We start from the raw sequence: 19,577 nt of genomic DNA, 5'->3' as shown, positions 1-19,577 counted from the left end.
ATAGTACTTGGGTGTTATTTTTAACCCTGCTTTTTCTCATTTAAAAATTCAAAGGTTTTTATGAGATCTGCTTCGTTTTTAAGGTCTAAATTATTGTCTTTTATGTAAGTTTTGATTGTTGACTTTAAGGGTTCTTTGAATAATTTGATCATTTTATTGGTTTTCAAAGGAACCTCATCGATTCTATTAACCCCTTTTTCCTGATAATAATATTCTATAAAATGTGTAAACCTGTTAGGCACGGCTTTAACAAAAGAGTTTTGGGCTTTTTGTCCTTCGGTAAATTTAACATTGACCCTTTTAAAGAGGTCATAATTTTCACCGTCGAAAACGGTGGTTAAGTAACCATTTAAGGTATTTCCTTTGCTATCTATAAAAGTGGCAAACCCCATAGGTTTACCTTGGGCCATCACTTTAATGGCCTTATCTTTTGTTAGCGCACTTACTTTTTCTTCAGGTAAAGCGGTCTTTTTAAGTTCAATTTCTTCGTTGTAAGCATTATATCTGTAATAGAAGTTGCCCATGCTTTCATCATTGTAAAAAACTGGAGCTTGTTTAAAACCGTCGTTGGTATAAGGAGATCCTGAGAACTGATCTATCCCGGTTTGCTTGGACAACCGATCATATTGATTGTCCATATCTCCAATTACGCTTGAGACCATAGCGGAGGATGCAGCGTTGTATGAACTGCCAGATGCAACTTGCCCAGCGTATTGTGCTGATAATGTATGTGCTGTAAAAAGAATTAGTAAGGGTGCAAAATTTTTTTTCATGTGATTGATGTTAAAGAGTAAACTAAAATAATAGGGTATAATATAAGAAAAAAGATAGGGTTTTGCCTAACTAAAAGTGAAAAAAAAAGCCTGGATTTTTCCAGGCTTTTTAATGTTATAATCTTCACTTGTCCATTATAAGTTGTCCAAGCAGTAGTTGAGTAATTCAACTTCAGCAGTTGGACTTGGACCTAGGTCCAATATGGTATCGCCATTAGCGGATGTAACTTGAAATGTCACTTCTGAATCCCAATCTCCTGATACAAATTTAATGGAAATTACCTCAGTTCCATCAGGAACGTCGAAAGTTGCTGAAACAGAAGCCCCATCGTCGATGGTATAGCTGGTTTCTTCACCATCAATGGTAATAGCTACTGAAGCTCCATTCCAACCATCTCCATAGGCATCTTGCATATCAATTGTCCATTCCCCAGCTGTTGGAGTAGTCGGTGGACAAACAACTGCTGCATTGTACTGAAACGGAGATGCAAAGAATGATCCTGTAGAGGTATCCGTATTTTGGCCATTTGAGAATGTTCTTCCATCAGTCATATTAGCTGCAAAACGGATAGAAAAATTATCGCCCCCATCTACATTGGTCTCTGATAAAGAAAGTGCACTCAACATTTCTGGTAACGTAATGGAATAGGTGGTTCTTGGAAACCCATATTGTCCAGTTGTAAATTCAGAACTTGAAATGGTAGCTACCTGAACTTCTGATGCGCTATAATCAGTTTCTCCTTCTTCAACTGTACGGTCACTGAAGGAAACAAACACATCTAAACTTTCTACCAAGGCGCCATCCTCTTCGTCCTGCATTTCCAATTCAACAGCAAAGTAGGAGTCAGATTGACCTATAGGCAATTCGTCTGATTCCACATTCACTGTTCTTAGCACAATACCACTGGTGGTATTTGCAAATACTTCATCAATCACAGTATCGCCATCATCACAGGAGTTGAATGTGAGTCCTAATAGCGCTAATGCTGCAACTGAAAGTGATTTATTTATTATTTTCATAATTTTCAATTTTTTAATGTTATTGAGCTGCTGGGAATGCTGGTGATGCTGGATTGGTATCCCAGAAAACCTGTCCTGTCATATCCGTTTTTTGTGTTAAATTCGGATTTGTGATCACCTCAGTTTGAGGGTAAAGGAAGGTTCTTGGGAACGGTCCTGGATTAGCTTCCCAGTTAGGAGCCAAGTTTGTTGGATATCCTGTTTTTCTGTAATAGTTGTACGCTTCAATAGAACCACCGTACAATGTCACAAAATACTGATCTGCAAAAATGTTCATTTGATCATCTCCAGTAGCTGCCAAGAAATCAGTTATAATCTCGTCAATCCAAGTGGTCACTTGTGCATCTGTTGGCGCAAAGCTCAAGTCAGCAGTTGGGTCCAAGGAAGCGTATGGACGTACTTTAGCCATGGATTTGATTAAAGCAGACTCGAATAAATCAGCCACTACAGCATCAGGTTCCCCTTTGGCTATGGCGTTGTCAGCTCTCCAAAAATCTACATACGAAGAAAGGATGATTGGTTGGAGTCCGGCTCCACCACCACCTTTGCCCAAACCAACTGTAGGATCATAGGCAGGATCTTCGTCATCCACAGCAAAATCACTATCGTCAAATTTACCACCTGCTGGGTAAACCCCAATTGCAGTTTTATTGAATCCATCTGGTGGGTTACCTTCGTTGTTACCGTGTTGTCTACCCCAATAACCGTTCGGTAGGCTGCAGTATGCCCAGTCACCTGTTTGATAGTGTAATGGTGGTACGGCCAATGAACAGGCCAAGGTTTCCTCATTCGGATCAACCCCAGGTGCTCCGGGAGTTTCACCAACCTGACGATAAAAATAGTAACGGATCCTAGGATCATCGACATTTTGCATATACTCCATCAACCAAAGGGAGCGGTAAAGGTCGGCACCACTTGGGGTATAATCATCGGCGTAATCAGGGTGACGTGTATCGGGTTGCAAATCACGGCTTCCGTAATTAAATTGGAAATCTTCCTCAGCTTCATCAATATAATTGTTCTCTGCAATTACAGCATCAAAAGCAGCTGTGTTGCCTGTAGTAATATACGCTTTCAGCCTAATGGAGTTTACTGCTTTAATCCATAAAGAAGTATCTCCATCGTAAAAGAAATCCGTAGCTCCAACCGTACCAGGGTTTGTAGCTAACAAACTTTCCGCTTCGTCCAATAAAGCCAATGCACTTGCATATACAGAAGCGCCATCGTCCATTAAAGGAGCAGGGAATTGGTCTGGGTCACCGGCTTCGGAATACACGGCCTCACCAATATAATCGGTAAGCAGCATAAGCATATGTGCCTGAATGGTTTTACCTACCGCAATATGGAATGAATAATCCACATCACTGGTAGCATTTACGTCCTCCAAACGTTGAACATTGGTGAAAATACCCAAATCATAATCCGAAGAATACACTTCATCAGCTCCCCAGCCACTACTGTATGTTCTTTCCCAGACATCGTCCAGGACGTTACCAGGGTAGTTGTTAAAGTAGTTTCTTCCGCTCATGTATTCAATCCTGGTTAATTCACCTCCCAAGATACTTAAATCGTACATGTTGCCGGCATATGCAAGCTGAATCGAGTTCAGTAGCAATGCAGGGTCTGCCTGGTCGGCAGCAAGGTCGTTGGGACTCACTAGGAGATCCAAATCGGTTGTCTCACAAGAATTTAATAATCCTGCTAGTAGAAAGACAACGGTTATATATTTACCTATTTTTTTCATAATATTTTAGCTATTTTTTTATTTAAAACGATGCTTTGACGCTCAAACCGTATTTCCTAGCACTTGGTCCGTTGATAAAATCGAACCCTTGAGCATTACCGATTCCTGCACCTTGAACGTTAGGGTCAAAGTTAGCTCCAGCGGGCATGTTATAAGCATCATACCAAAGGTTGAATCCTTGCGCAGTGATGGTCAAAGTTCCAAATGGAGTTTTGTCCAAGAACTTTTTTGGGAAGGAATAACCCAAAGAGACCTCTTGCAATCTAAGTACAGACGCATCATAAACCTTAAGCTCGGCAGGACCGAACAAAACGTTGTCGAAATAGTAAGACGCATTGTTTGTCTGCTTGTTGTTCACTTCACCTGTACTTTGCAATACACCTGGCAATATGTATGTGTTCTCCCTGTTCAAAGTCTCGGTAATCAAACCACGACCAAGAAGGGTTGCAACTGTACTTGACATAATGTCCCCACCTTTAGTGTGGCTCAATTGGAAACCAAAGTTCCAGTTTTTATAAGACATCGTGTTGATGATGTTCATTACATAATCTGGGTTTGGATCACCTATTACTGGAACGTTACCATCTAAATCTTGTTCAACAATTACGTAATCACCTGCATCGTTAACCAATAGATTGCCGTCTGCATCTCTACCAACAGCTGTACCTACCATAGATCCAAGAGGTTTGCCTTCGATAGCGGCGTTACCACCTACAAACAAAGTAGAACTACCTGCATAGATAATGATGTCTTGCTCTTGCTCAGTAACTACTGGCTTATACGTAGAGAAATTTGCTCTAGTGTTCCAGTTAAATCCATCTGGAGAATCACTTCTGAACCAATCCACGGAGGCATCAACTTCGATACCGTCACCTTCAATCTTACCAACATTACTCTGAGTGAATGTGAATCCTGTTGATGGCGATAGAGGCTCACGTACGATCAAGTCTGTTGTTGTACGGTCAAAATAGGTGAAATCCAAAGAAACTCTGCTATTGAAAAATCTTGATTCAAAACCTAATTCGAATTCAGATAATAGCTCAGGCTTCAAGTCTGGATTTGCCTTAAAGTTAGCAACTTGGTTTGTGGTAATTTCACCACCTTCACCAAAGACTTGTGTGTTCTGCTCAACAATACCTACTGTTGGGTAAGCTGTTGGGAATGTTGCGGAAGATCCAATACCAGCTCTTAACTTTAAAAAGTTTAGACCTCCTTGTGACTGCAATTCTGGAAAAGCGGCCGTTGGCAAGAAAGATATACTTCCACTGGGATATGTTTTACTGTTGTTCTCTGTGATCAAGTTAGAAACCCAGTCAGTCCTTGTAGAACCTGTTAAGAACAACATGTTGTCGTAATCTAAAGTTACCTGTCCTAAAACACCCGCGATATTTCTTCTTTCCGAGTATTGGATAGGTAATTGGTTGGAATAGTTAAAGTGACGTACCACTCCATAAACCAATTGTCCCGTACTGGCAACACCTTGCTGATCGAATGTGGTAGACCTTGTTGTTGCACCTGCAGTAAAGGTCATGCCTAATTTTTCAGAAAGGTCGTAGTTTCCATTAAGTGCCACATAATGATCCCAAATCGTATTATTGTTATCATAAGTGTTCAAGAAACCAAAAATTGCATCGTTGAAAGTAACACCACCTTTATTTGAATATTGAGTGTTTCTTTCAGTATAGAAATCCATACCGGCTCTATAGGTTAGATCCAAGTTGTCGTTTAATGCATAAGTAGCGGCAGCATTCCAGAAGAACCTATTGGTCAACTGGGAGTTTTGCGCATTCGCTACAGTCCATCTCGGGTTCAAAATATCATTACCATTTCTATAGTACACACTAGATCCATCTATGGGGTTTTCGAAAGGTAGCCCCATCAAATCCACGTTTCTAGGTGTAAAGAAAACGGCAGCAAATGTAGAAAAGCCTAGCGTTCCATTACCTCTACTCGCCGCAATGGGAGGTGTACGATAGTCGGTTCTTGAATAGTTCATAGCAGCGCTAATGGTAAATTTATTGGTAAGCTGCGTTCTACCTCCAACAGAGATGTTAAAACGCTGTAAATCGTTACCGGGAACAAAACTTTCATCGTTCAAGTAACCTAGGTTAACATTGAATGATGTTGTGCCATCCTGGGTTCCACCGTTAATGTTGATGGATGTGTTGCTTACACCGCCAGGGCTAAAGAAGTCTTCAACACTGTCATATGGCTTCCAGTCATATCTTGCACTTTGAAGTTCTGGAAAAGCATCCCTAGTTGCTGCAATTGCAGTAGTTGAATAAGGGTGTGCAAGGGTGCCGTTATCGTCGATAGCAGGCTGATTTCCCCAACCGGCAACTCCTTCTTTATTAAAGGAGGGTCCCCAGTTACTGTAGAACCATCCAAAAGACTGGTCAAAACCACCACCATACTCATCTTGGAAATCTGGTAAGGAGGCCATTTCATTAACAAAGTACGATTGGTTTACCGTAATCTCTGTTTTTTTGGCACCACCTCCACCGGAACCGGCTTTGGTAGTAATCAAGATTACACCATTCTTACCTTGTGTACCATATAGTGTGGCAGCTGCCAAACCTTTCAGTACTTCCACGCTGGCAATGTTGTTCGGATCCAAATCCAAGAATCTGGAAGAACCTGTATTACCATCCAAGAAGTTACCTTGGGCGTTGGTGTCGCTACTAAAAGGAACACCATCCACTACAAAAAGTGCTTGGTTACTTCCACTAAAGGAGCTTAAACCTCTAATTACGACGTTTGTACCAGAACCTGACATACCACCTGCAGCAGTAATGTTTACCCCTGAGGCTTTACCGGAAAGTACCCGGGCAACATCGCCATCGGCGCGCTGTTCCAAGTCCTCTTCACCAACAGATGAAACTGCGTATCCCAAGGCTTTCTTTTCACGTTTGATACCTTGTGCGGTAACAATCACCTCTTCAAGGGCTTGGGTGTCCGCCTCCATTTGAACATTAATTACGCTGGCAGCACCGACAATCCTTGTAGAAGGTTTTTGTCCAATATAAGTGAATAGCAATGTTTGCCCTTCACTTGCACTGATGGCATAATTTCCATCGAAATCTGTTTGGGTACCGGTCATGGTCCCTTCAACGACAATGTTGACTCCAGGTAACGGAAGCCCATCAGCATCCGAAACAGTACCTGTAATCGTCTTGTCTTGTGCATAGGATATATGCACAACAAACGCCAATAATAGCGTTAACAATCCATTAAGTTTTGTTCTCATTGTTAAATTATTTGAATTAGCTAGTTGCTAAAATCACAATTTCATGTTAATAATCCAAACTAATTTTATAAAATCTTTAAGAAATGTTACGAAAATGTTGGATTTGTAACATTGTGAAAATGCATTATCATATATGTAATTTTATGGGGGCGGAATTGTTTTTTATGCAACTTCCTATACGCTATCACTATTCACGGCGAGTTAATGGGTTTTATTTTTCCTTTTTATTTTGATTCAGATTCCAACTTTATCTAGATATTGTGGTGACTGCGGAAAAAAGATATTGTGGGGTCATTTTTGAGTTTGTATATATATTAAGGTATAATTTTGATGTTTTGTTCTGTTGTAATTAAATAAGGTGTGAATGATTTCTTGGTTGAGAAGGTTGTTTTATGGTGCGTGTTCAAACTTTTTTTGTTCTTCCTTTAAATTAAATTAATTAGGGTTTGAATTATTGGGAAATATCATTACATTTGCAGCCCTCAAAAAGAGGGTTATTTAGTTTTTAAAAGAAATTTAATGCCAACAATTTCACAATTAGTACGAAAAGGAAGGGCCACGATGACCAAGAAGAGTAAATCGGCTGCTTTGGATTCGTGTCCTCAAAGACGAGGGGTTTGTACACGTGTTTACACTACTACACCTAAAAAGCCAAACTCTGCAATGCGTAAAGTAGCAAGGGTAAGGTTGACCAATGGTAAAGAGGTGAATGCATACATCCCTGGTGAAGGACACAACCTCCAAGAACACTCGATAGTATTGGTTAGGGGCGGAAGAGTAAAGGATTTGCCTGGTGTGCGATATCACATCGTTCGTGGTGCATTGGATACCGCAGGTGTTGCGGGAAGAACGCAACGACGATCTAAGTATGGTGCAAAGCGTCCTAAAAATTAATCATTTTTAAGAAGAAGCGATGAGAAAAAAGCAGGCAAAAAAGAGACCTTTATTACCGGATCCAAAGTTTAACGATCAACTTGTTACACGTTTTGTAAACATGATGATGTGGGACGGTAAAAAATCAGTTGCGTTTAAGATTTTCTATGATGCAATTGAAATCGTTGATGAAAAAAACACCGACGAAGAAAAAACAGGATTGGAGTTATGGAAAGATGCTCTTTCCAATGTTATGCCACACGTGGAGGTTCGTAGTAGAAGAGTGGGTGGTGCAACATTTCAGATTCCAATGCAGATTCGTCCAGACAGGAAAATTTCCACTGCCATGAAATGGTTGATCAGCTTTTCAAGAAAGCGTAATGAGAAATCAATGGCGCAGAAATTGGCTGCGGAAGTCTTGGCGGCAGCAAAAGAAGAAGGTGCTGCAGTTAAGAAAAGAGTTGATACACATAAAATGGCTGAGGCCAATAAAGCATTCTCGCACTTTAGATTCTAATCAAGACAATGGGAAGAGATTTAAAATATACAAGGAATATAGGTATTGCAGCTCACATTGATGCTGGAAAGACAACTACTACAGAGCGTATTCTTTTCTATACTGGTGTGAGTCACAAATTAGGAGAGGTCCACGATGGGGCTGCTACTATGGATTGGATGGAGCAAGAGCAGGAGCGTGGTATTACAATTACCTCTGCGGCAACTACATGTACATGGAAGTTTCCGATGGAGAATGCGCAAACTTTGCCAGATACTAAAGATTACCATTTTAATATTATTGACACCCCCGGGCACGTTGACTTTACGGTTGAGGTAAACCGTTCCCTACGTGTATTGGATGGATTGGTGTTTTTGTTCAGTGCCGTTGATGGTGTTGAGCCACAGTCCGAAACCAACTGGAGGTTAGCTGATAATTACAAAGTACCGAGAATTGGATTCGTTAACAAAATGGATCGTCAAGGTTCTAATTTCTTGAACGTGTGTAAGCAGGTTCGTGAAATGTTGGGTTCCAATGCGGTGCCAATTGTATTGCCAATTGGTGATGAAGCTGATTTTAGGGGAATTGTTGACTTGGCCAAGAACAGAGCTGTTGTATGGCATGAAGATAATTTCGGTTCAACTTTCGATGTTGTGGATATTCCTGACGACATGAAAGATGAGGTTAGAGAGTATAGAGCTGCTTTGATTGAAGCAGTTGCCGAGTATGATGAGGAGTTGATGGAGAAATTCTTCGAAGATGAAGAGTCTATTACAGAGGATGAAGTACACGCTGCTTTGCGTGCGGCTGTAATGGATAGGGCTATTATACCGATGGTTTGCGGTTCTTCCTTTAAAAATAAAGGAGTTCAGTTTTTGTTGGATGCTGTTTGCCGTTACTTGCCATCTCCAATGGATAAGGATGACATTGTGGGTACTGATCCTAATACGGGAGAGTCCATTACAAGAAAACCTGACCCTAAGGAGCCATTTGCAGCGCTTGCTTTTAAAATTGCAACCGATCCTTTTGTAGGTCGTTTAGCATTTTTCAGAGTGTACTCTGGTCGTTTGGATGCTGGTTCATACATTTTGAATAATCGTTCCGGTAAAAAAGAACGTATCTCACGTATATATCAAATGCATTCCAATAAGCAAAATGCAATTGACTTCATAGAAGCTGGTGATATTGGTGCTGCGGTTGGGTTTAAGGATATCAAGACAGGTGATACCATGTCTGATGAAAAGGCTCCGATTGTATTGGAGAGTATGGACTTCCCTGATCCCGTTATAGGTATTGCGGTAGAGCCAAAAACAAAAGCTGATATTGATAAATTGGGTATGGCTTTGGCTAAGTTGGCTGAAGAAGATCCAACCTTTCAAGTGAAAACTGATGAAGCATCAGGTCAAACCATTATTTCTGGTATGGGAGAGCTTCATTTGGATATTATTTGTGATCGTCTTAAACGTGAGTTTAAGGTGGATGTTAACCAAGGACAGCCTCAGGTAGAGTATAAAGAGGCGATTACTGGAACAGCTGATCATAGAGAGACCTATAAGAAACAAACTGGTGGTCGTGGTAAATTTGCGGATATCGTATTTACTATGGAGCCGGCGGAAGAAGGTAAGTCTGGACTTGAATTTGTCAATTCGATAAAAGGTGGTAACATTCCTAAAGAATTTATTCCATCTGTAGAAAAAGGATTCAAAGAGGCTATGAAAAATGGTCCTTTAGCTGGGTTTGAAATGGATTCCATGAAAATCACGCTTAAAGATGGATCTTTCCATCCAGTGGATTCTGATCAATTGTCTTTTGAGCTTGCTGCAAAACTTGGTTACAGGGATGCTGCTAAAAAAGCGAAAGCTGTCGTGATGGAGCCAATTATGAAATTAGAAGTTCTTACCCCAGAAGAAAATATGGGGGATATTGTTGGAGATTTGAACCGTAGAAGAGGTCAGGTAAGCAGTATGTCTGATAGAGCTGGAGCTAAAGTCGTTAAGGCTGAAGTGCCATTATCAGAAATGTTTGGTTATGTAACTTCCTTGAGAACATTATCTTCAGGTAGAGCAACATCCACGATGGAATTTTCACACTATGCAGATACACCCTCTAATATTGCGGAGGAAGTAATTAAAGCAGCAAAAGGAGTAACCGCTTAATTTTCAGCAAGATGAGTCAAAAAATTAGAATAAAATTGAAATCTTACGATCACAATTTAGTGGACAAATCTGCTGAGAAGATCGTGAAGACAGTAAAAACAACAGGTGCTGTGGTGACTGGACCAATTCCATTGCCAACACGCAAAAAAATATTTACGGTTTTGCGTTCACCTCACGTGAACAAAAAATCTAGAGAGCAGTTCCAATTGAGTTCTTATAAGAGGTTGTTGGATATTTACAGTTCTTCATCAAAAACTATCGACGCCCTTATGAAGCTTGAGCTTCCTAGTGGAGTTGAGGTAGAGATAAAGGTCTGATGATGTTTCTGCCCTAGGTGGGAGCAACATGTCTCGAACGATGGTTCGGGAAAAACGGAGAAAGAAAAAAATCTGGGTCAGAACAGAATATTTTCTAGACCCACTTTTTTTGCCAAAAAATTGGCAGGAGTTTTAAAGAGTAACTAATAGTTAATTAATTAAATATGTCTGGGTTAATAGGTAAGAAAATCGGTATGACCAGCATTTTCGACGAGAATGGAAAGAATATTCCATGTACCGTGTTGGAAGCTGGGCCATGCGTGGTTACCCAAGTCAGAACCGAAGAGGTCGACGGGTACAGTGCCCTTCAGCTAGGTTTCGATGACAAGGCAGAAAAACGTGCTAATAAGGCCGAATCAGGTCATTACAAAAAAGCAGGTGCTTCTCCGAAGAAAAAAGTCATCGAGTTCCAAGGGTTTGAAGGAGATTTCAAATTAGGTGACACCGTAGGTGTTGACCTTTTTGTAGAAGGAGAATTTGTTGATGTCATTGGGACATCAAAAGGAAAGGGATTCCAGGGTGTTGTAAAGCGTCATGGATTCGCTGGAGTCGGACAAGCGACCCATGGTCAGCACAATAGATTGAGAGCCCCTGGTTCCATTGGTGCAGCATCTTACCCTTCAAAAGTTGTGAAAGGTATGCGTATGGCCGGTAGAATGGGCGGTGAAAGAGTGACAGTTCAAAACTTGAGAGTATTGAAAGTGGTTCCTGAGAAAAACCTTTTAGTAGTTAAAGGATGTGTTCCAGGTCATAAGAATGCTTACGTAACAATTGAGAAGTAATGAAGGTTGCAGTTTTAGATATCAAAGGAAAAGAAACGGGTAGAAAGGTAGACCTTTCTAGCGATGTTTTCGCCATAGAGCCTAATGAGCACGCTATTTATTTGGATGTTAAGCAGTACTTGGCCCATCAAAGACAGGGAACGCACAAAGCCAAAGAAAGAGCTGAGATAACTGGTAGTACCAGAAAAATTAAAAAACAAAAAGGTACAGGTACTGCAAGAGCAGGTAGTATAAAATCACCTGTATTTAGAGGAGGTGGTAGAATTTTTGGTCCTAGGCCAAAGGATTATACCCAGAAATTGAACAAGAATATGAAGCGATTGGCAAGAAAATCTGCCTTGAGCTTAAAGTCCAAAGAAAAAGCTTTGGTTGTTGTGGAAGACTTTAGTTTTGAAGCACCAAAGACAAAGGACTTTGTTAATTTCTTGTCTTCCTTGGGAATAGAAAATAAAAAGTCCCTTATTGTGTTGGGCGATTCAAATAATAACGTATATTTGTCGTCGCGTAATTTGGAACGCTCCGAAGTCATAACAGGCTCAGAATTAAACACTTACAAAATCGTTAATGCAACGAGTTTAGTCTTGACCGAAAGTGCTTTGGAAGGAATTGAATCGAACCTAAAGAAATAACAATATCATGAGTGTGTTGATAAAACCGATAATTACGGAAAAGATGACCGCTGACAGCGAGCTTTTCAATCGCTATGGTTTCTTTGTTGACCCTAGGGCTAACAAGTTGGAAATCAAAGAGGCGGTAGAGGCAACTTATGGTGTTTCTGTTGAAAAGGTAAGAACCATGAATTATGGTCCAACGCGTAAGAGTCGTTATACAAAAACCGGAATTCAGCATGGTAAGACAAATGTTACCAAAAAAGCAATTGTTGATGTGGCTGAAGGTGATATTATTGATTTTTACAGTAATCTATAAAGACAAGAGATGTCAGTTAGAAAATTAAAACCGATAACCCCTGGGCAGCGTTTTAGAGTAGTAAACGGATTTGACGCGATTACTACTGATAAGCCGGAGAAAAGCTTGCTTGCTCCGATAAAAAGAACAGGTGGTAGGAACAGTCAAGGAAAAATGACGATGCGTCACAGAGGTGGCGGTCATAAACGAAGATATCGAATAATCGATTTCAAAAGGGACAAGCAAGGTGTCGAGGCTACTGTGGTGTCGATTCAGTATGATCCCAATAGAACTGCGTTTATCGCCTTGGTAGAATACAAGGATGGAGAAAAAAGATATGTGGTTGCCCAAAACGGATTGCAGGTAGGTCAGACAATCAAGTCTGGTTCTGGTTCAGCTCCCGAGATTGGAAATGCACTTCCATTGAGTGAAATTCCATTGGGTACTATTGTATCTTGTATAGAATTGAGACCTGGTCAAGGTGCAATTATGGCGCGAAGTGCTGGAACTTTTGCTCAGTTAATGGCAAAGGACGGTAAGTTTGTGACAATGAAGTTGCCTTCAGGGGAAACTAGAATGGTTTTAGCTACTTGTTTGGCTACGATTGGGGCAGTTTCCAACTCTGATCATCAATTATTGGTATCCGGTAAAGCGGGTAGAAGTAGATGGTTAGGTAGAAGACCAAGAACTAGACCAGTAGCTATGAACCCTGTTGATCACCCAATGGGAGGTGGTGAAGGTAGAGCTTCAGGAGGTCATCCAAGATCTAAGAACGGTATTCCTGCAAAAGGATTTAGAACCCGTTCCAAGACTAAGGACACCAACAGATATATCATAGAACGTAGAAAGAAATAAAAGAAAAGTAAATGGCACGTTCGTTAAAAAAAGGACCATACGTTCATTTTAGTTTGGAGAAAAAAGTCCAGACCAATATAGAATCAGGTAAGAAATCAGTTATCAAAACGTGGTCTAGGGCCTCAATGATAACGCCAGACTTTGTTGGGCAAACCATCGCAGTACACAACGGTAGACAATTTGTTCCCGTATTTGTTACTGAGAATATGGTGGGTCACAAACTAGGGGAATTTTCACCTACAAGATCTTTTAGAGGTCATGCAGGAGCTAAAAACAAAGGTAAAAGGTAAGTAAGCTATGGGAGTTCGTAAAAGACAAATGGCCGAAAGGTTAAAGGAAGAAAGAAAGCAACTTGCTATTGCAAAGCTTAACAATTGTCCAACCTCTCCAAGAAAAATGCGTTTGGTCGCTGACTTGATAAGAGGGAAGCAAATTGAGATGGCATTGGCTACCCTAAGGTTCAATCCTAAAGAAGCATCCAGAAAACTAGAAAAGCTTTTGCTGTCTGCAATAGCTAACTGGGAAGCTAAAAATGAGGGTGCAGATATTGAGGCAGCTGATCTTTATATCAAGGAAATTCGTGTGGACGGGGGAACTATGTTGAAGAGATTGAGACCAGCTCCACAAGGTAGAGCACATAGAATTAGAAAGCGTTCCAATCATGTTACTATGATTTTGGAGGCCAATAACAACGTTGAAAGCTAGAAGAATAATATGGGACAGAAGACCAATCCAATAGGAAATCGCTTAGGAATTATCAGAGGATGGGAATCCAACTGGTATGGAGGAAATGATTACGGCGATAAACTGGCTGAAGACGATAAGATCAGAAAATACCTTTTTGCACGTTTGGCCAAAGCTAGCGTATCTAGGGTAATTATAGAAAGAACCTTAAAATTGATCACAATTACCATTACTACGGCAAGGCCTGGTATTATTATTGGTAAAGGTGGGCAAGAAGTTGATAAACTTAAGGAAGAGCTTAAGAAAATTACCAACAAGGAGGTTCAGATCAATATTCACGAAATCAAGAGACCTGAGGTTGATGCCAACTTGGTTGCAGCGAGTGTTGCAAGACAGATAGAAAGCAGGATTTCATACAGACGTGCCATTAAAATGGCGATTGCTGCGGCAATACGTATGAATGCAGAAGGTATCAAGATTCAGATTTCCGGACGTTTGAACGGTGCTGAAATGGCACGGTCCGAATCTTACAAAGAAGGAAGGATTCCATTATCCACTTTCCGTGCAGATGTTGACTATGCCTTGCATGAGGCCCATACTACTTACGGTAGATTAGGGATTAAGGTATGGATTATGAAAGGGGAAGTGTATGGAAAAAGAGATCTTTCTCCGTTGGTAGGATTGAGTAAGAGTCAAGGAAAAGGTGGTAAGGATAATAAGAAATCTCGCCGCAGAAAGTAATAAGATAAAGTAAGGTAAAATGTTACAGCCAAAAAGAACAAAATTTCGTAAGGCCCAGAAAGGGCGTATGAAGGGGAACTCGCAGAGAGGGCACCAGCTTTCCAATGGGATGTTTGGTATCAAATCTATGGATTCGCACTTTATTACATCCCGTCAAATAGAGGCTGCGCGTATCGCTGCGACAAGATACATGAAAAGACAAGGTCAATTGTGGATTAAAATATTTCCGGACAAACCTATAACCAAAAAACCTCTTGAAGTTCGTATGGGTAAAGGTAAAGGTGCTCCAGAATATTGGGTAGCCGTGGTAAAACCTGGTAGAATCATGTTCGAAGTCGGTGGTGTACCAATGGATGTTGCTAAGGAAGCCTTGAGGCTAGCAGCGCAAAAACTGCCGGTTAAAACCAAGTTTGTTGTAGCTAGGGATTATTCCGCCTAATTTTTAATTGAGAAGAAAGATGAGACAATCAGAAATAAAAGAACTTTCAATTGAAGAGCTAAAGGAGAGATTGGCCGAGTTCAAAAAACAACACGCTGATCTTAAAATGGCGCACGCTGTTACTCCTTTGGAAAATCCTTTACAGATCAGAAAGACAAGAAGGACGGTAGCAAGACTTGCAACTGAATTAACTAAAAGGGAATTACAATAATCGGTTCTGCCTTATGGAAAACAGAAATTTAAGAAAAGAAAGAATAGGCGTTGTTACCAGCAACAAAATGGAGAAATCGATAGTGGTTTCTGAGGTAAAAAGAGTGAAGCACCCCATGTATGGGAAGTTCGTTCTGAAGACCAAAAAATATGTTGCCCACGACGAGAAGAACGATTGCAACGAAGGTGATACCGTTAAAATAATGGAAACACGACCATTGAGCAAAACAAAATGCTGGAGGTTGGTAGAAATCCTAGAAAGAGCTAAATAATTATGGTACAGCAAGAATCAAGATTAAAAGTTGCGGATAATACAGGTGCAAAAGAGGTTTTGACCATCCGTGTACTGGGAGGAACAAAAAGGAGATACGCTTCCTTGGGTGACAAAATCGTTGTTACCGTTAAAGAAGCGACTCCAAATGGTACTGTAAAAAAAGGATCTGTTTCTACAGCGGTTGTTGTTAGAACTAAGAAGGAAGTAAGAAGGCCAGATGGTTCTTATATCCGATTCGATGACAATGCATGTGTGTTGTTGAACCCGACCGGGGAGATGAGGGGAACGCGTGTATTTGGTCCTGTTGCAAGGGAGTTGAGGGACAGACAATTCATGAAGATTGTTTCATTGGCGCCTGAAGTGCTATAAAAGAAATATCAGAGAGATGAAGTTGAAAATAAAAACAGGGGATACGGTAAGAGTCATTGCGGGAGACCACAAAGGCAGCGAAGGTAAAGTACTTCGTGTAGACCGTGAAAAGAACAAAGCTATCGTGGAGGGTATCAATGAGGTGTCCAAACACGAAAAGCCGAGCGCAAACAACCCTCAAGGAGGCATAACAAAAAAGGAGGCTCCAATGCATATTTCCAATCTTTCCTTGATCGATTCAAAATCGGGTGAAACTACTCGAGTTGGATACGAAGTAAGGGATGGAAATAAAGTAAGAGTTTCCAAAAAATCCAATGAAGTAATTTAGTCATGAGTTACATTCCAAGATTAAAGCAAGAATATAAGGAGCGCGTGATCAAGGCGCTAACAGAAGAATTTGGTTACAAAAATGTAATGCAAGTTCCTAAGTTGGAAAAAATAGTGGTCAGCCGAGGAGTCGGTGCTGCTGTTTCAGATAAAAAGCTAATTGATCATGCTCTAGATGAATTGACCAATATTACTGGTCAGAAAGCTGTCGCTACCCTTTCCAAAAAAGACGTTGCTACGTTCAAATTGAGAAAAGGAATGCCGATTGGTGCAAAAGTTACTCTTAGAGGAGAACGTATGTACGAGTTTTTAGATAGATTGATTACCAGTGCCCTTCCTAGGGTTCGTGATTTCTCTGGAGTTAGAGCTACAGGTTTTGACGGTAGAGGGAACTACAACTTAGGAGTTGCAGAACAAATCATCTTTCCAGAAATCAATATAGATAGAATAAACAGGATCAACGGTATGGACATTACGTTTGTGACATCTGCTGATACTGATAAAGAAGCAAAATCATTGTTAACCGAACTGGGAGTACCCTTTAAAAAGAACTAGTATGGCCAAGGAATCAATGAAAGCCCGTGAAAGAAAAAGGGCTAAAATGGTAGAAAAATACGCCGAAAAAAGAAAGGCTCTTAAAGAGGCGGGAGATTATGAGGCTTTGCAGAAATTGCCAAAGAACGCTTCTCCTGTTCGCATGAGGAACCGTTGTAAATTAACTGGTAGACCTCGTGGATACATGAGAACATTTGGTGTATCCAGGGTTATGTTCAGGGAAATGGCCAATAAGGGTTTGATTCCGGGAGTTAAAAAGGCAAGTTGGTAATTTAGATAAAGAAAAGAAATGCTTACAGATCCAATTTCAGATTATTTGACCAGATTGAGAAATGCCAGTAAGGCAGGTCATAGGGTTGTAGATATCCCCGGTTCCAATCTAAAGAGACAAATTACCAAAATATTGTTCGATCAAGGATATATTTTGAGCTATAAGTTCGAGGAAAATGAAGTACAGGGTAACATAAAAATAGCCCTTAAGTATGATAAATTTACCAAGGAACCTATTATTAAAAAATTGCAGAGGGTAAGTAAGCCCGGTCTGCGCAAGTATTCAGGCTCTAATGATTTGCCTAGGGTTTTGAATGGATTGGGAATTGCTATCGTTTCTACTTCTCACGGGGTAATGACAAGTAAGCAAGCCCAACAAGAGAACGTAGGTGGCGAGGTATTGTGCTACGTATATTAATTGAGAAAAGAGAATAGAAATGTCAAGAATAGGTAACAGTCCAGTTAAAATTCCTGATGGAGTCACTTTAGAGGTGAAAGACTCTGTTGTTACTGTAAAAGGTAAATTAGGAGAACTTACACAAGAGTTTTCAGGAATTGACATAAAGGTGGAAGATGGAAACGTTGTTTTGGAACGATCTTCGGATAACAAGGATATCAAAGCAAAGCATGGTTTGTACCGCGCTCTTATCAATAATATGGTAGAAGGAGTAACCAACGGATGGACCAAAGAATTGGAACTTGTAGGAGTTGGTTATAGAGCTAGCAACCAAGGACAAAAATTAGATTTGGCCCTTGGGTTTTCTCATAATATTGTTTTGGATATTGCTCCTGAAGTAAAGATTGAGACTATCTCGGAAAAAGGAAAGAATCCTATCATTAAATTAACATCGTACGACAAACAATTGGTAGGTCAGGTCGCTGCTAAAATCAGAGGCTTCCGTAAGCCAGAGCCTTACAAAGGAAAAGGTGTTAAGTTTGTCGGTGAACAATTAAGAAGAAAAGCAGGTAAATCAGCTTAATAATTAAGACTATGGGGTTATCTAAGACTGAAAGAAAATTACGTATCCGAAGAAGAATTCGAAAAGTATCCTTCGGAACTGAAGCAAGACCAAGGTTGTCTGTGTTCAGAAGCAATAAAGAAATATACGCACAGTTGATTGACGACGATAAAGGTGTAACTTTGGCGGCAGCTTCATCCAGAGACAAGGATGTTGAGGCAACTAAAGGGACCAAGTCCGAAATTGCAAGCAACGTGGGAAAGGCCATAGCTGAAAAGGCTCTTAAATTAGGAGTAGAAGCCGTAGCTTTTGATAGGGGAGGAAACCTATATCACGGGAGAATAAAATCATTGGCAGAAGGAGCTAGGGAAGCAGGACTAAAATTCTAATAAAACTATGTACCAGAAATACAAAAACGTAGAAACAGTAAAGCCAGGTGGACTTGAGTTGAAAGACCGATTGGTTGGAGTACAACGGGTTACCAAAGTAACAAAAGGTGGTAGAGCCTTTGGTTTTTCGGCTATAGTGGTTGTTGGTGATGAAAACGGAGTTGTTGGACATGGTTTGGGAAAATCCAAAGAAGTTGCCACAGCAATCGCCAAAGCTATTGAGGATGCCAAGAAAAACTTGGTACGTATTCCATTGAACAAAGGAACACTTCCTCATGAACAAAAAGGTAAATATGGTGGAGCAAGAGTTTATATCAAACCTGCATCACATGGTACCGGGGTAATTGCCGGTGGGGCCGTAAGAGCCGTATTGGAAGCTGTAGGTGTTCAGGATGTATTGTCTAAATCACAAGGATCTTCCAATCCGCATAATGTGGTAAAAGCTACTTTTGATGCATTATTGCAATTGAGAAGTGCTGACACCGTTGCTAAGCAAAGAGGAGTTTCTTTGGAAAAAGTCTTTAAAGGATAAATAGAGGGTATTATGTCAAAGATTAAAGTTAAACAAGTAAAGAGCGGTATTAAAAAACCACAGAACCAAAAAAGAACTTTGGAGGCTCTTGGATTGCATAAGATCGGACAGGTAGTTGAACATGAAGCAACTCCGAGTATCCTTGGAATGGTAAATAAGGTAAAACACTTGGTTTCCACAGAGGAAGCTTAAAATATAAAGGCACATGGATTTAAATAATCTAAAACCAGCGGATGGCGCTGTGCACAAAGAAGGAAAACGTGTAGGAAGAGGAGAAGGCTCAGGTAAAGGAGGAACTTCTACCCGTGGACACAAAGGAGCCAAGTCTAGATCTGGATATTCCAAAAAGATTGGTTTTGAAGGTGGACAGATGCCATTGCAAAGACGTGTACCCAAGTTCGGTTTCACTAACATAAACAGAAAAGAGTATACCGGCATCAATTTGGGCAAACTCCAAGAATTGGTGGATAAAGGAACAATCAAAAAAGAGGTCACCTTGGAACTGCTAATTGAAAATGGTGTGGTTCACAAAAACGATTTGGTAAAAATATTGGGAGATGGCGAATTGAAAGCTGCTCTAAAAATATCGGTACATAAATTTACTGCTTCCGCTAAAGCTGCCATAGAATCAGCAGGAGGTGAAGCAATAAGTTTATAAG

General features: G+C 40.5%; 28 protein-coding genes. 24 read left to right on the top strand and 4 right to left on the bottom strand.

What is annotated here, in order from left to right; all coding sequences use genetic code 11:
* Positions 1 to 20: 20 nt before the first annotated feature.
* The 4 genes from MWU56_RS08245 to MWU56_RS08230 form a co-directional block, all read right to left on the bottom strand.
* Positions 21 to 773 carry a hypothetical protein gene (locus MWU56_RS08245; protein ID WP_247043584.1) on the bottom strand — a complete coding sequence of 251 codons (753 nt, stop codon included), beginning with the start codon at positions 771 to 773 and terminating at the stop codon, positions 21 to 23.
* Between the two features lie 135 nt (positions 774 to 908).
* Entirely contained in the window at positions 909 to 1,793 is an 885-nt protein-coding gene (locus MWU56_RS08240; RefSeq protein WP_247043583.1) for a hypothetical protein, read from the bottom strand.
* A 19-nt stretch (positions 1,794 to 1,812) separates the two neighbouring features.
* On the bottom strand, positions 1,813 to 3,537 hold the full coding sequence (locus MWU56_RS08235; RefSeq protein ID WP_247043582.1) for a SusD/RagB family nutrient-binding outer membrane lipoprotein: 1,725 nt from the start codon (positions 3,535 to 3,537) through the stop codon (positions 1,813 to 1,815).
* A 22-nt stretch (positions 3,538 to 3,559) separates the two neighbouring features.
* Positions 3,560 to 6,784 carry a SusC/RagA family TonB-linked outer membrane protein gene (locus MWU56_RS08230; RefSeq protein WP_247043581.1) on the bottom strand — a complete coding sequence of 1,075 codons (3,225 nt, stop codon included), beginning with the start codon at positions 6,782 to 6,784 and terminating at the stop codon, positions 3,560 to 3,562.
* A 519-nt stretch (positions 6,785 to 7,303) separates the two neighbouring features.
* On the opposite strand from MWU56_RS08230, the gene rpsL reads away from it, so the two are divergent.
* From rpsL to rplO, 24 genes are all read left to right on the top strand, one after another.
* Entirely contained in the window at positions 7,304 to 7,678 is a 375-nt protein-coding gene (gene rpsL, locus MWU56_RS08225) for a 30S ribosomal protein S12 (protein WP_247043579.1), read from the top strand.
* Between the two features lie 19 nt (positions 7,679 to 7,697).
* Positions 7,698 to 8,174 carry a 30S ribosomal protein S7 gene (gene rpsG / locus MWU56_RS08220; protein WP_247043578.1) on the top strand — a complete coding sequence of 159 codons (477 nt, stop codon included), beginning with the start codon at positions 7,698 to 7,700 and terminating at the stop codon, positions 8,172 to 8,174.
* An 8-nt stretch (positions 8,175 to 8,182) separates the two neighbouring features.
* A complete protein-coding gene (fusA, locus tag MWU56_RS08215; RefSeq protein ID WP_247043577.1) occupies positions 8,183 to 10,309 on the top strand; it encodes an elongation factor G in 2,127 nt (708 codons plus the stop codon).
* 11 nt (positions 10,310 to 10,320) lie between these two features.
* Complete coding sequence (gene rpsJ / locus MWU56_RS08210; RefSeq protein ID WP_014032013.1) at positions 10,321 to 10,626, top strand: 30S ribosomal protein S10; 306 nt, start codon at positions 10,321 to 10,323, stop codon at positions 10,624 to 10,626.
* Positions 10,627 to 10,790: 164 nt separating this feature from the next.
* On the top strand, positions 10,791 to 11,408 hold the full coding sequence (rplC, locus tag MWU56_RS08205) for a 50S ribosomal protein L3 (protein ID WP_247043576.1): 618 nt from the start codon (positions 10,791 to 10,793) through the stop codon (positions 11,406 to 11,408).
* Positions 11,408 to 12,037: a 50S ribosomal protein L4 gene (gene rplD, locus MWU56_RS08200; protein WP_247043575.1), complete on the top strand. Its 630-nt coding sequence runs from the start codon at positions 11,408 to 11,410 to the stop codon at positions 12,035 to 12,037. Before rplC ends, rplD begins: the two co-directional genes overlap by 1 nt.
* Positions 12,038 to 12,044: 7 nt before the next feature.
* On the top strand, positions 12,045 to 12,335 hold the full coding sequence (gene rplW, locus MWU56_RS08195) for a 50S ribosomal protein L23 (RefSeq protein WP_247043574.1): 291 nt from the start codon (positions 12,045 to 12,047) through the stop codon (positions 12,333 to 12,335).
* A gap of 9 nt (positions 12,336 to 12,344) precedes the next feature.
* A complete protein-coding gene (gene rplB / locus MWU56_RS08190) occupies positions 12,345 to 13,169 on the top strand; it encodes a 50S ribosomal protein L2 (RefSeq protein WP_247043573.1) in 825 nt (274 codons plus the stop codon).
* Between the two features lie 11 nt (positions 13,170 to 13,180).
* Positions 13,181 to 13,459 carry a 30S ribosomal protein S19 gene (gene rpsS, locus MWU56_RS08185; protein WP_247043571.1) on the top strand — a complete coding sequence of 93 codons (279 nt, stop codon included), beginning with the start codon at positions 13,181 to 13,183 and terminating at the stop codon, positions 13,457 to 13,459.
* A gap of 7 nt (positions 13,460 to 13,466) precedes the next feature.
* A complete protein-coding gene (gene rplV / locus MWU56_RS08180; RefSeq protein WP_247043570.1) occupies positions 13,467 to 13,874 on the top strand; it encodes a 50S ribosomal protein L22 in 408 nt (135 codons plus the stop codon).
* Between the two features lie 9 nt (positions 13,875 to 13,883).
* Entirely contained in the window at positions 13,884 to 14,594 is a 711-nt protein-coding gene (gene rpsC, locus MWU56_RS08175) for a 30S ribosomal protein S3 (RefSeq protein WP_247043568.1), read from the top strand.
* Between the two features lie 19 nt (positions 14,595 to 14,613).
* Positions 14,614 to 15,033, top strand: coding sequence for a 50S ribosomal protein L16 (rplP, locus tag MWU56_RS08170; RefSeq protein WP_247043566.1), 420 nt, complete (start codon positions 14,614 to 14,616; stop codon positions 15,031 to 15,033).
* A gap of 19 nt (positions 15,034 to 15,052) precedes the next feature.
* On the top strand, positions 15,053 to 15,244 hold the full coding sequence (gene rpmC / locus MWU56_RS08165; RefSeq protein ID WP_014032004.1) for a 50S ribosomal protein L29: 192 nt from the start codon (positions 15,053 to 15,055) through the stop codon (positions 15,242 to 15,244).
* A 13-nt stretch (positions 15,245 to 15,257) separates the two neighbouring features.
* Positions 15,258 to 15,515 (top strand): 30S ribosomal protein S17, encoded by a 258-nt coding sequence (gene rpsQ / locus MWU56_RS08160; RefSeq protein WP_014032003.1) that lies wholly within the window; start codon positions 15,258 to 15,260, stop codon positions 15,513 to 15,515.
* Between the two features lie 2 nt (positions 15,516 to 15,517).
* Positions 15,518 to 15,886: a 50S ribosomal protein L14 gene (rplN, locus tag MWU56_RS08155; RefSeq protein WP_036379836.1), complete on the top strand. Its 369-nt coding sequence runs from the start codon at positions 15,518 to 15,520 to the stop codon at positions 15,884 to 15,886.
* A 16-nt stretch (positions 15,887 to 15,902) separates the two neighbouring features.
* Complete coding sequence (rplX, locus tag MWU56_RS08150; RefSeq protein WP_247043564.1) at positions 15,903 to 16,214, top strand: 50S ribosomal protein L24; 312 nt, start codon at positions 15,903 to 15,905, stop codon at positions 16,212 to 16,214.
* Positions 16,215 to 16,216: 2 nt separating this feature from the next.
* On the top strand, positions 16,217 to 16,768 hold the full coding sequence (gene rplE / locus MWU56_RS08145) for a 50S ribosomal protein L5 (protein WP_247043561.1): 552 nt from the start codon (positions 16,217 to 16,219) through the stop codon (positions 16,766 to 16,768).
* 1 nt (position 16,769) lies between these two features.
* Complete coding sequence (rpsN, locus tag MWU56_RS08140) at positions 16,770 to 17,039, top strand: 30S ribosomal protein S14 (RefSeq protein ID WP_207096771.1); 270 nt, start codon at positions 16,770 to 16,772, stop codon at positions 17,037 to 17,039.
* An 18-nt stretch (positions 17,040 to 17,057) separates the two neighbouring features.
* A complete protein-coding gene (gene rpsH / locus MWU56_RS08135; RefSeq protein WP_247043559.1) occupies positions 17,058 to 17,456 on the top strand; it encodes a 30S ribosomal protein S8 in 399 nt (132 codons plus the stop codon).
* 19 nt (positions 17,457 to 17,475) lie between these two features.
* Complete coding sequence (rplF, locus tag MWU56_RS08130) at positions 17,476 to 18,018, top strand: 50S ribosomal protein L6 (protein ID WP_247043557.1); 543 nt, start codon at positions 17,476 to 17,478, stop codon at positions 18,016 to 18,018.
* Positions 18,019 to 18,029: 11 nt separating this feature from the next.
* On the top strand, positions 18,030 to 18,386 hold the full coding sequence (gene rplR, locus MWU56_RS08125; RefSeq protein WP_247043556.1) for a 50S ribosomal protein L18: 357 nt from the start codon (positions 18,030 to 18,032) through the stop codon (positions 18,384 to 18,386).
* A 7-nt stretch (positions 18,387 to 18,393) separates the two neighbouring features.
* Positions 18,394 to 18,918 carry a 30S ribosomal protein S5 gene (gene rpsE / locus MWU56_RS08120; protein ID WP_119606789.1) on the top strand — a complete coding sequence of 175 codons (525 nt, stop codon included), beginning with the start codon at positions 18,394 to 18,396 and terminating at the stop codon, positions 18,916 to 18,918.
* Between the two features lie 12 nt (positions 18,919 to 18,930).
* A complete protein-coding gene (gene rpmD, locus MWU56_RS08115; protein ID WP_163626136.1) occupies positions 18,931 to 19,110 on the top strand; it encodes a 50S ribosomal protein L30 in 180 nt (59 codons plus the stop codon).
* Positions 19,111 to 19,123: 13 nt separating this feature from the next.
* The gene (gene rplO, locus MWU56_RS08110) at positions 19,124 to 19,576 is read left to right on the top strand and encodes a 50S ribosomal protein L15 (protein WP_247043555.1); all 453 of its coding nucleotides are present in this window, start codon (positions 19,124 to 19,126) and stop codon (positions 19,574 to 19,576) included.
* Position 19,577: the final 1 nt, after the last annotated feature.

The sequence above is a fragment of the Allomuricauda sp. F6463D genome (assembly GCF_023015965.1).
In the GTDB taxonomy this organism is placed as follows: Bacteria; Bacteroidota; Bacteroidia; order Flavobacteriales; family Flavobacteriaceae; genus Flagellimonas.
The sequence above is the reverse complement of the archived record's forward strand: the minus strand, read 5'-3'. Positions and strand labels throughout refer to the sequence as shown.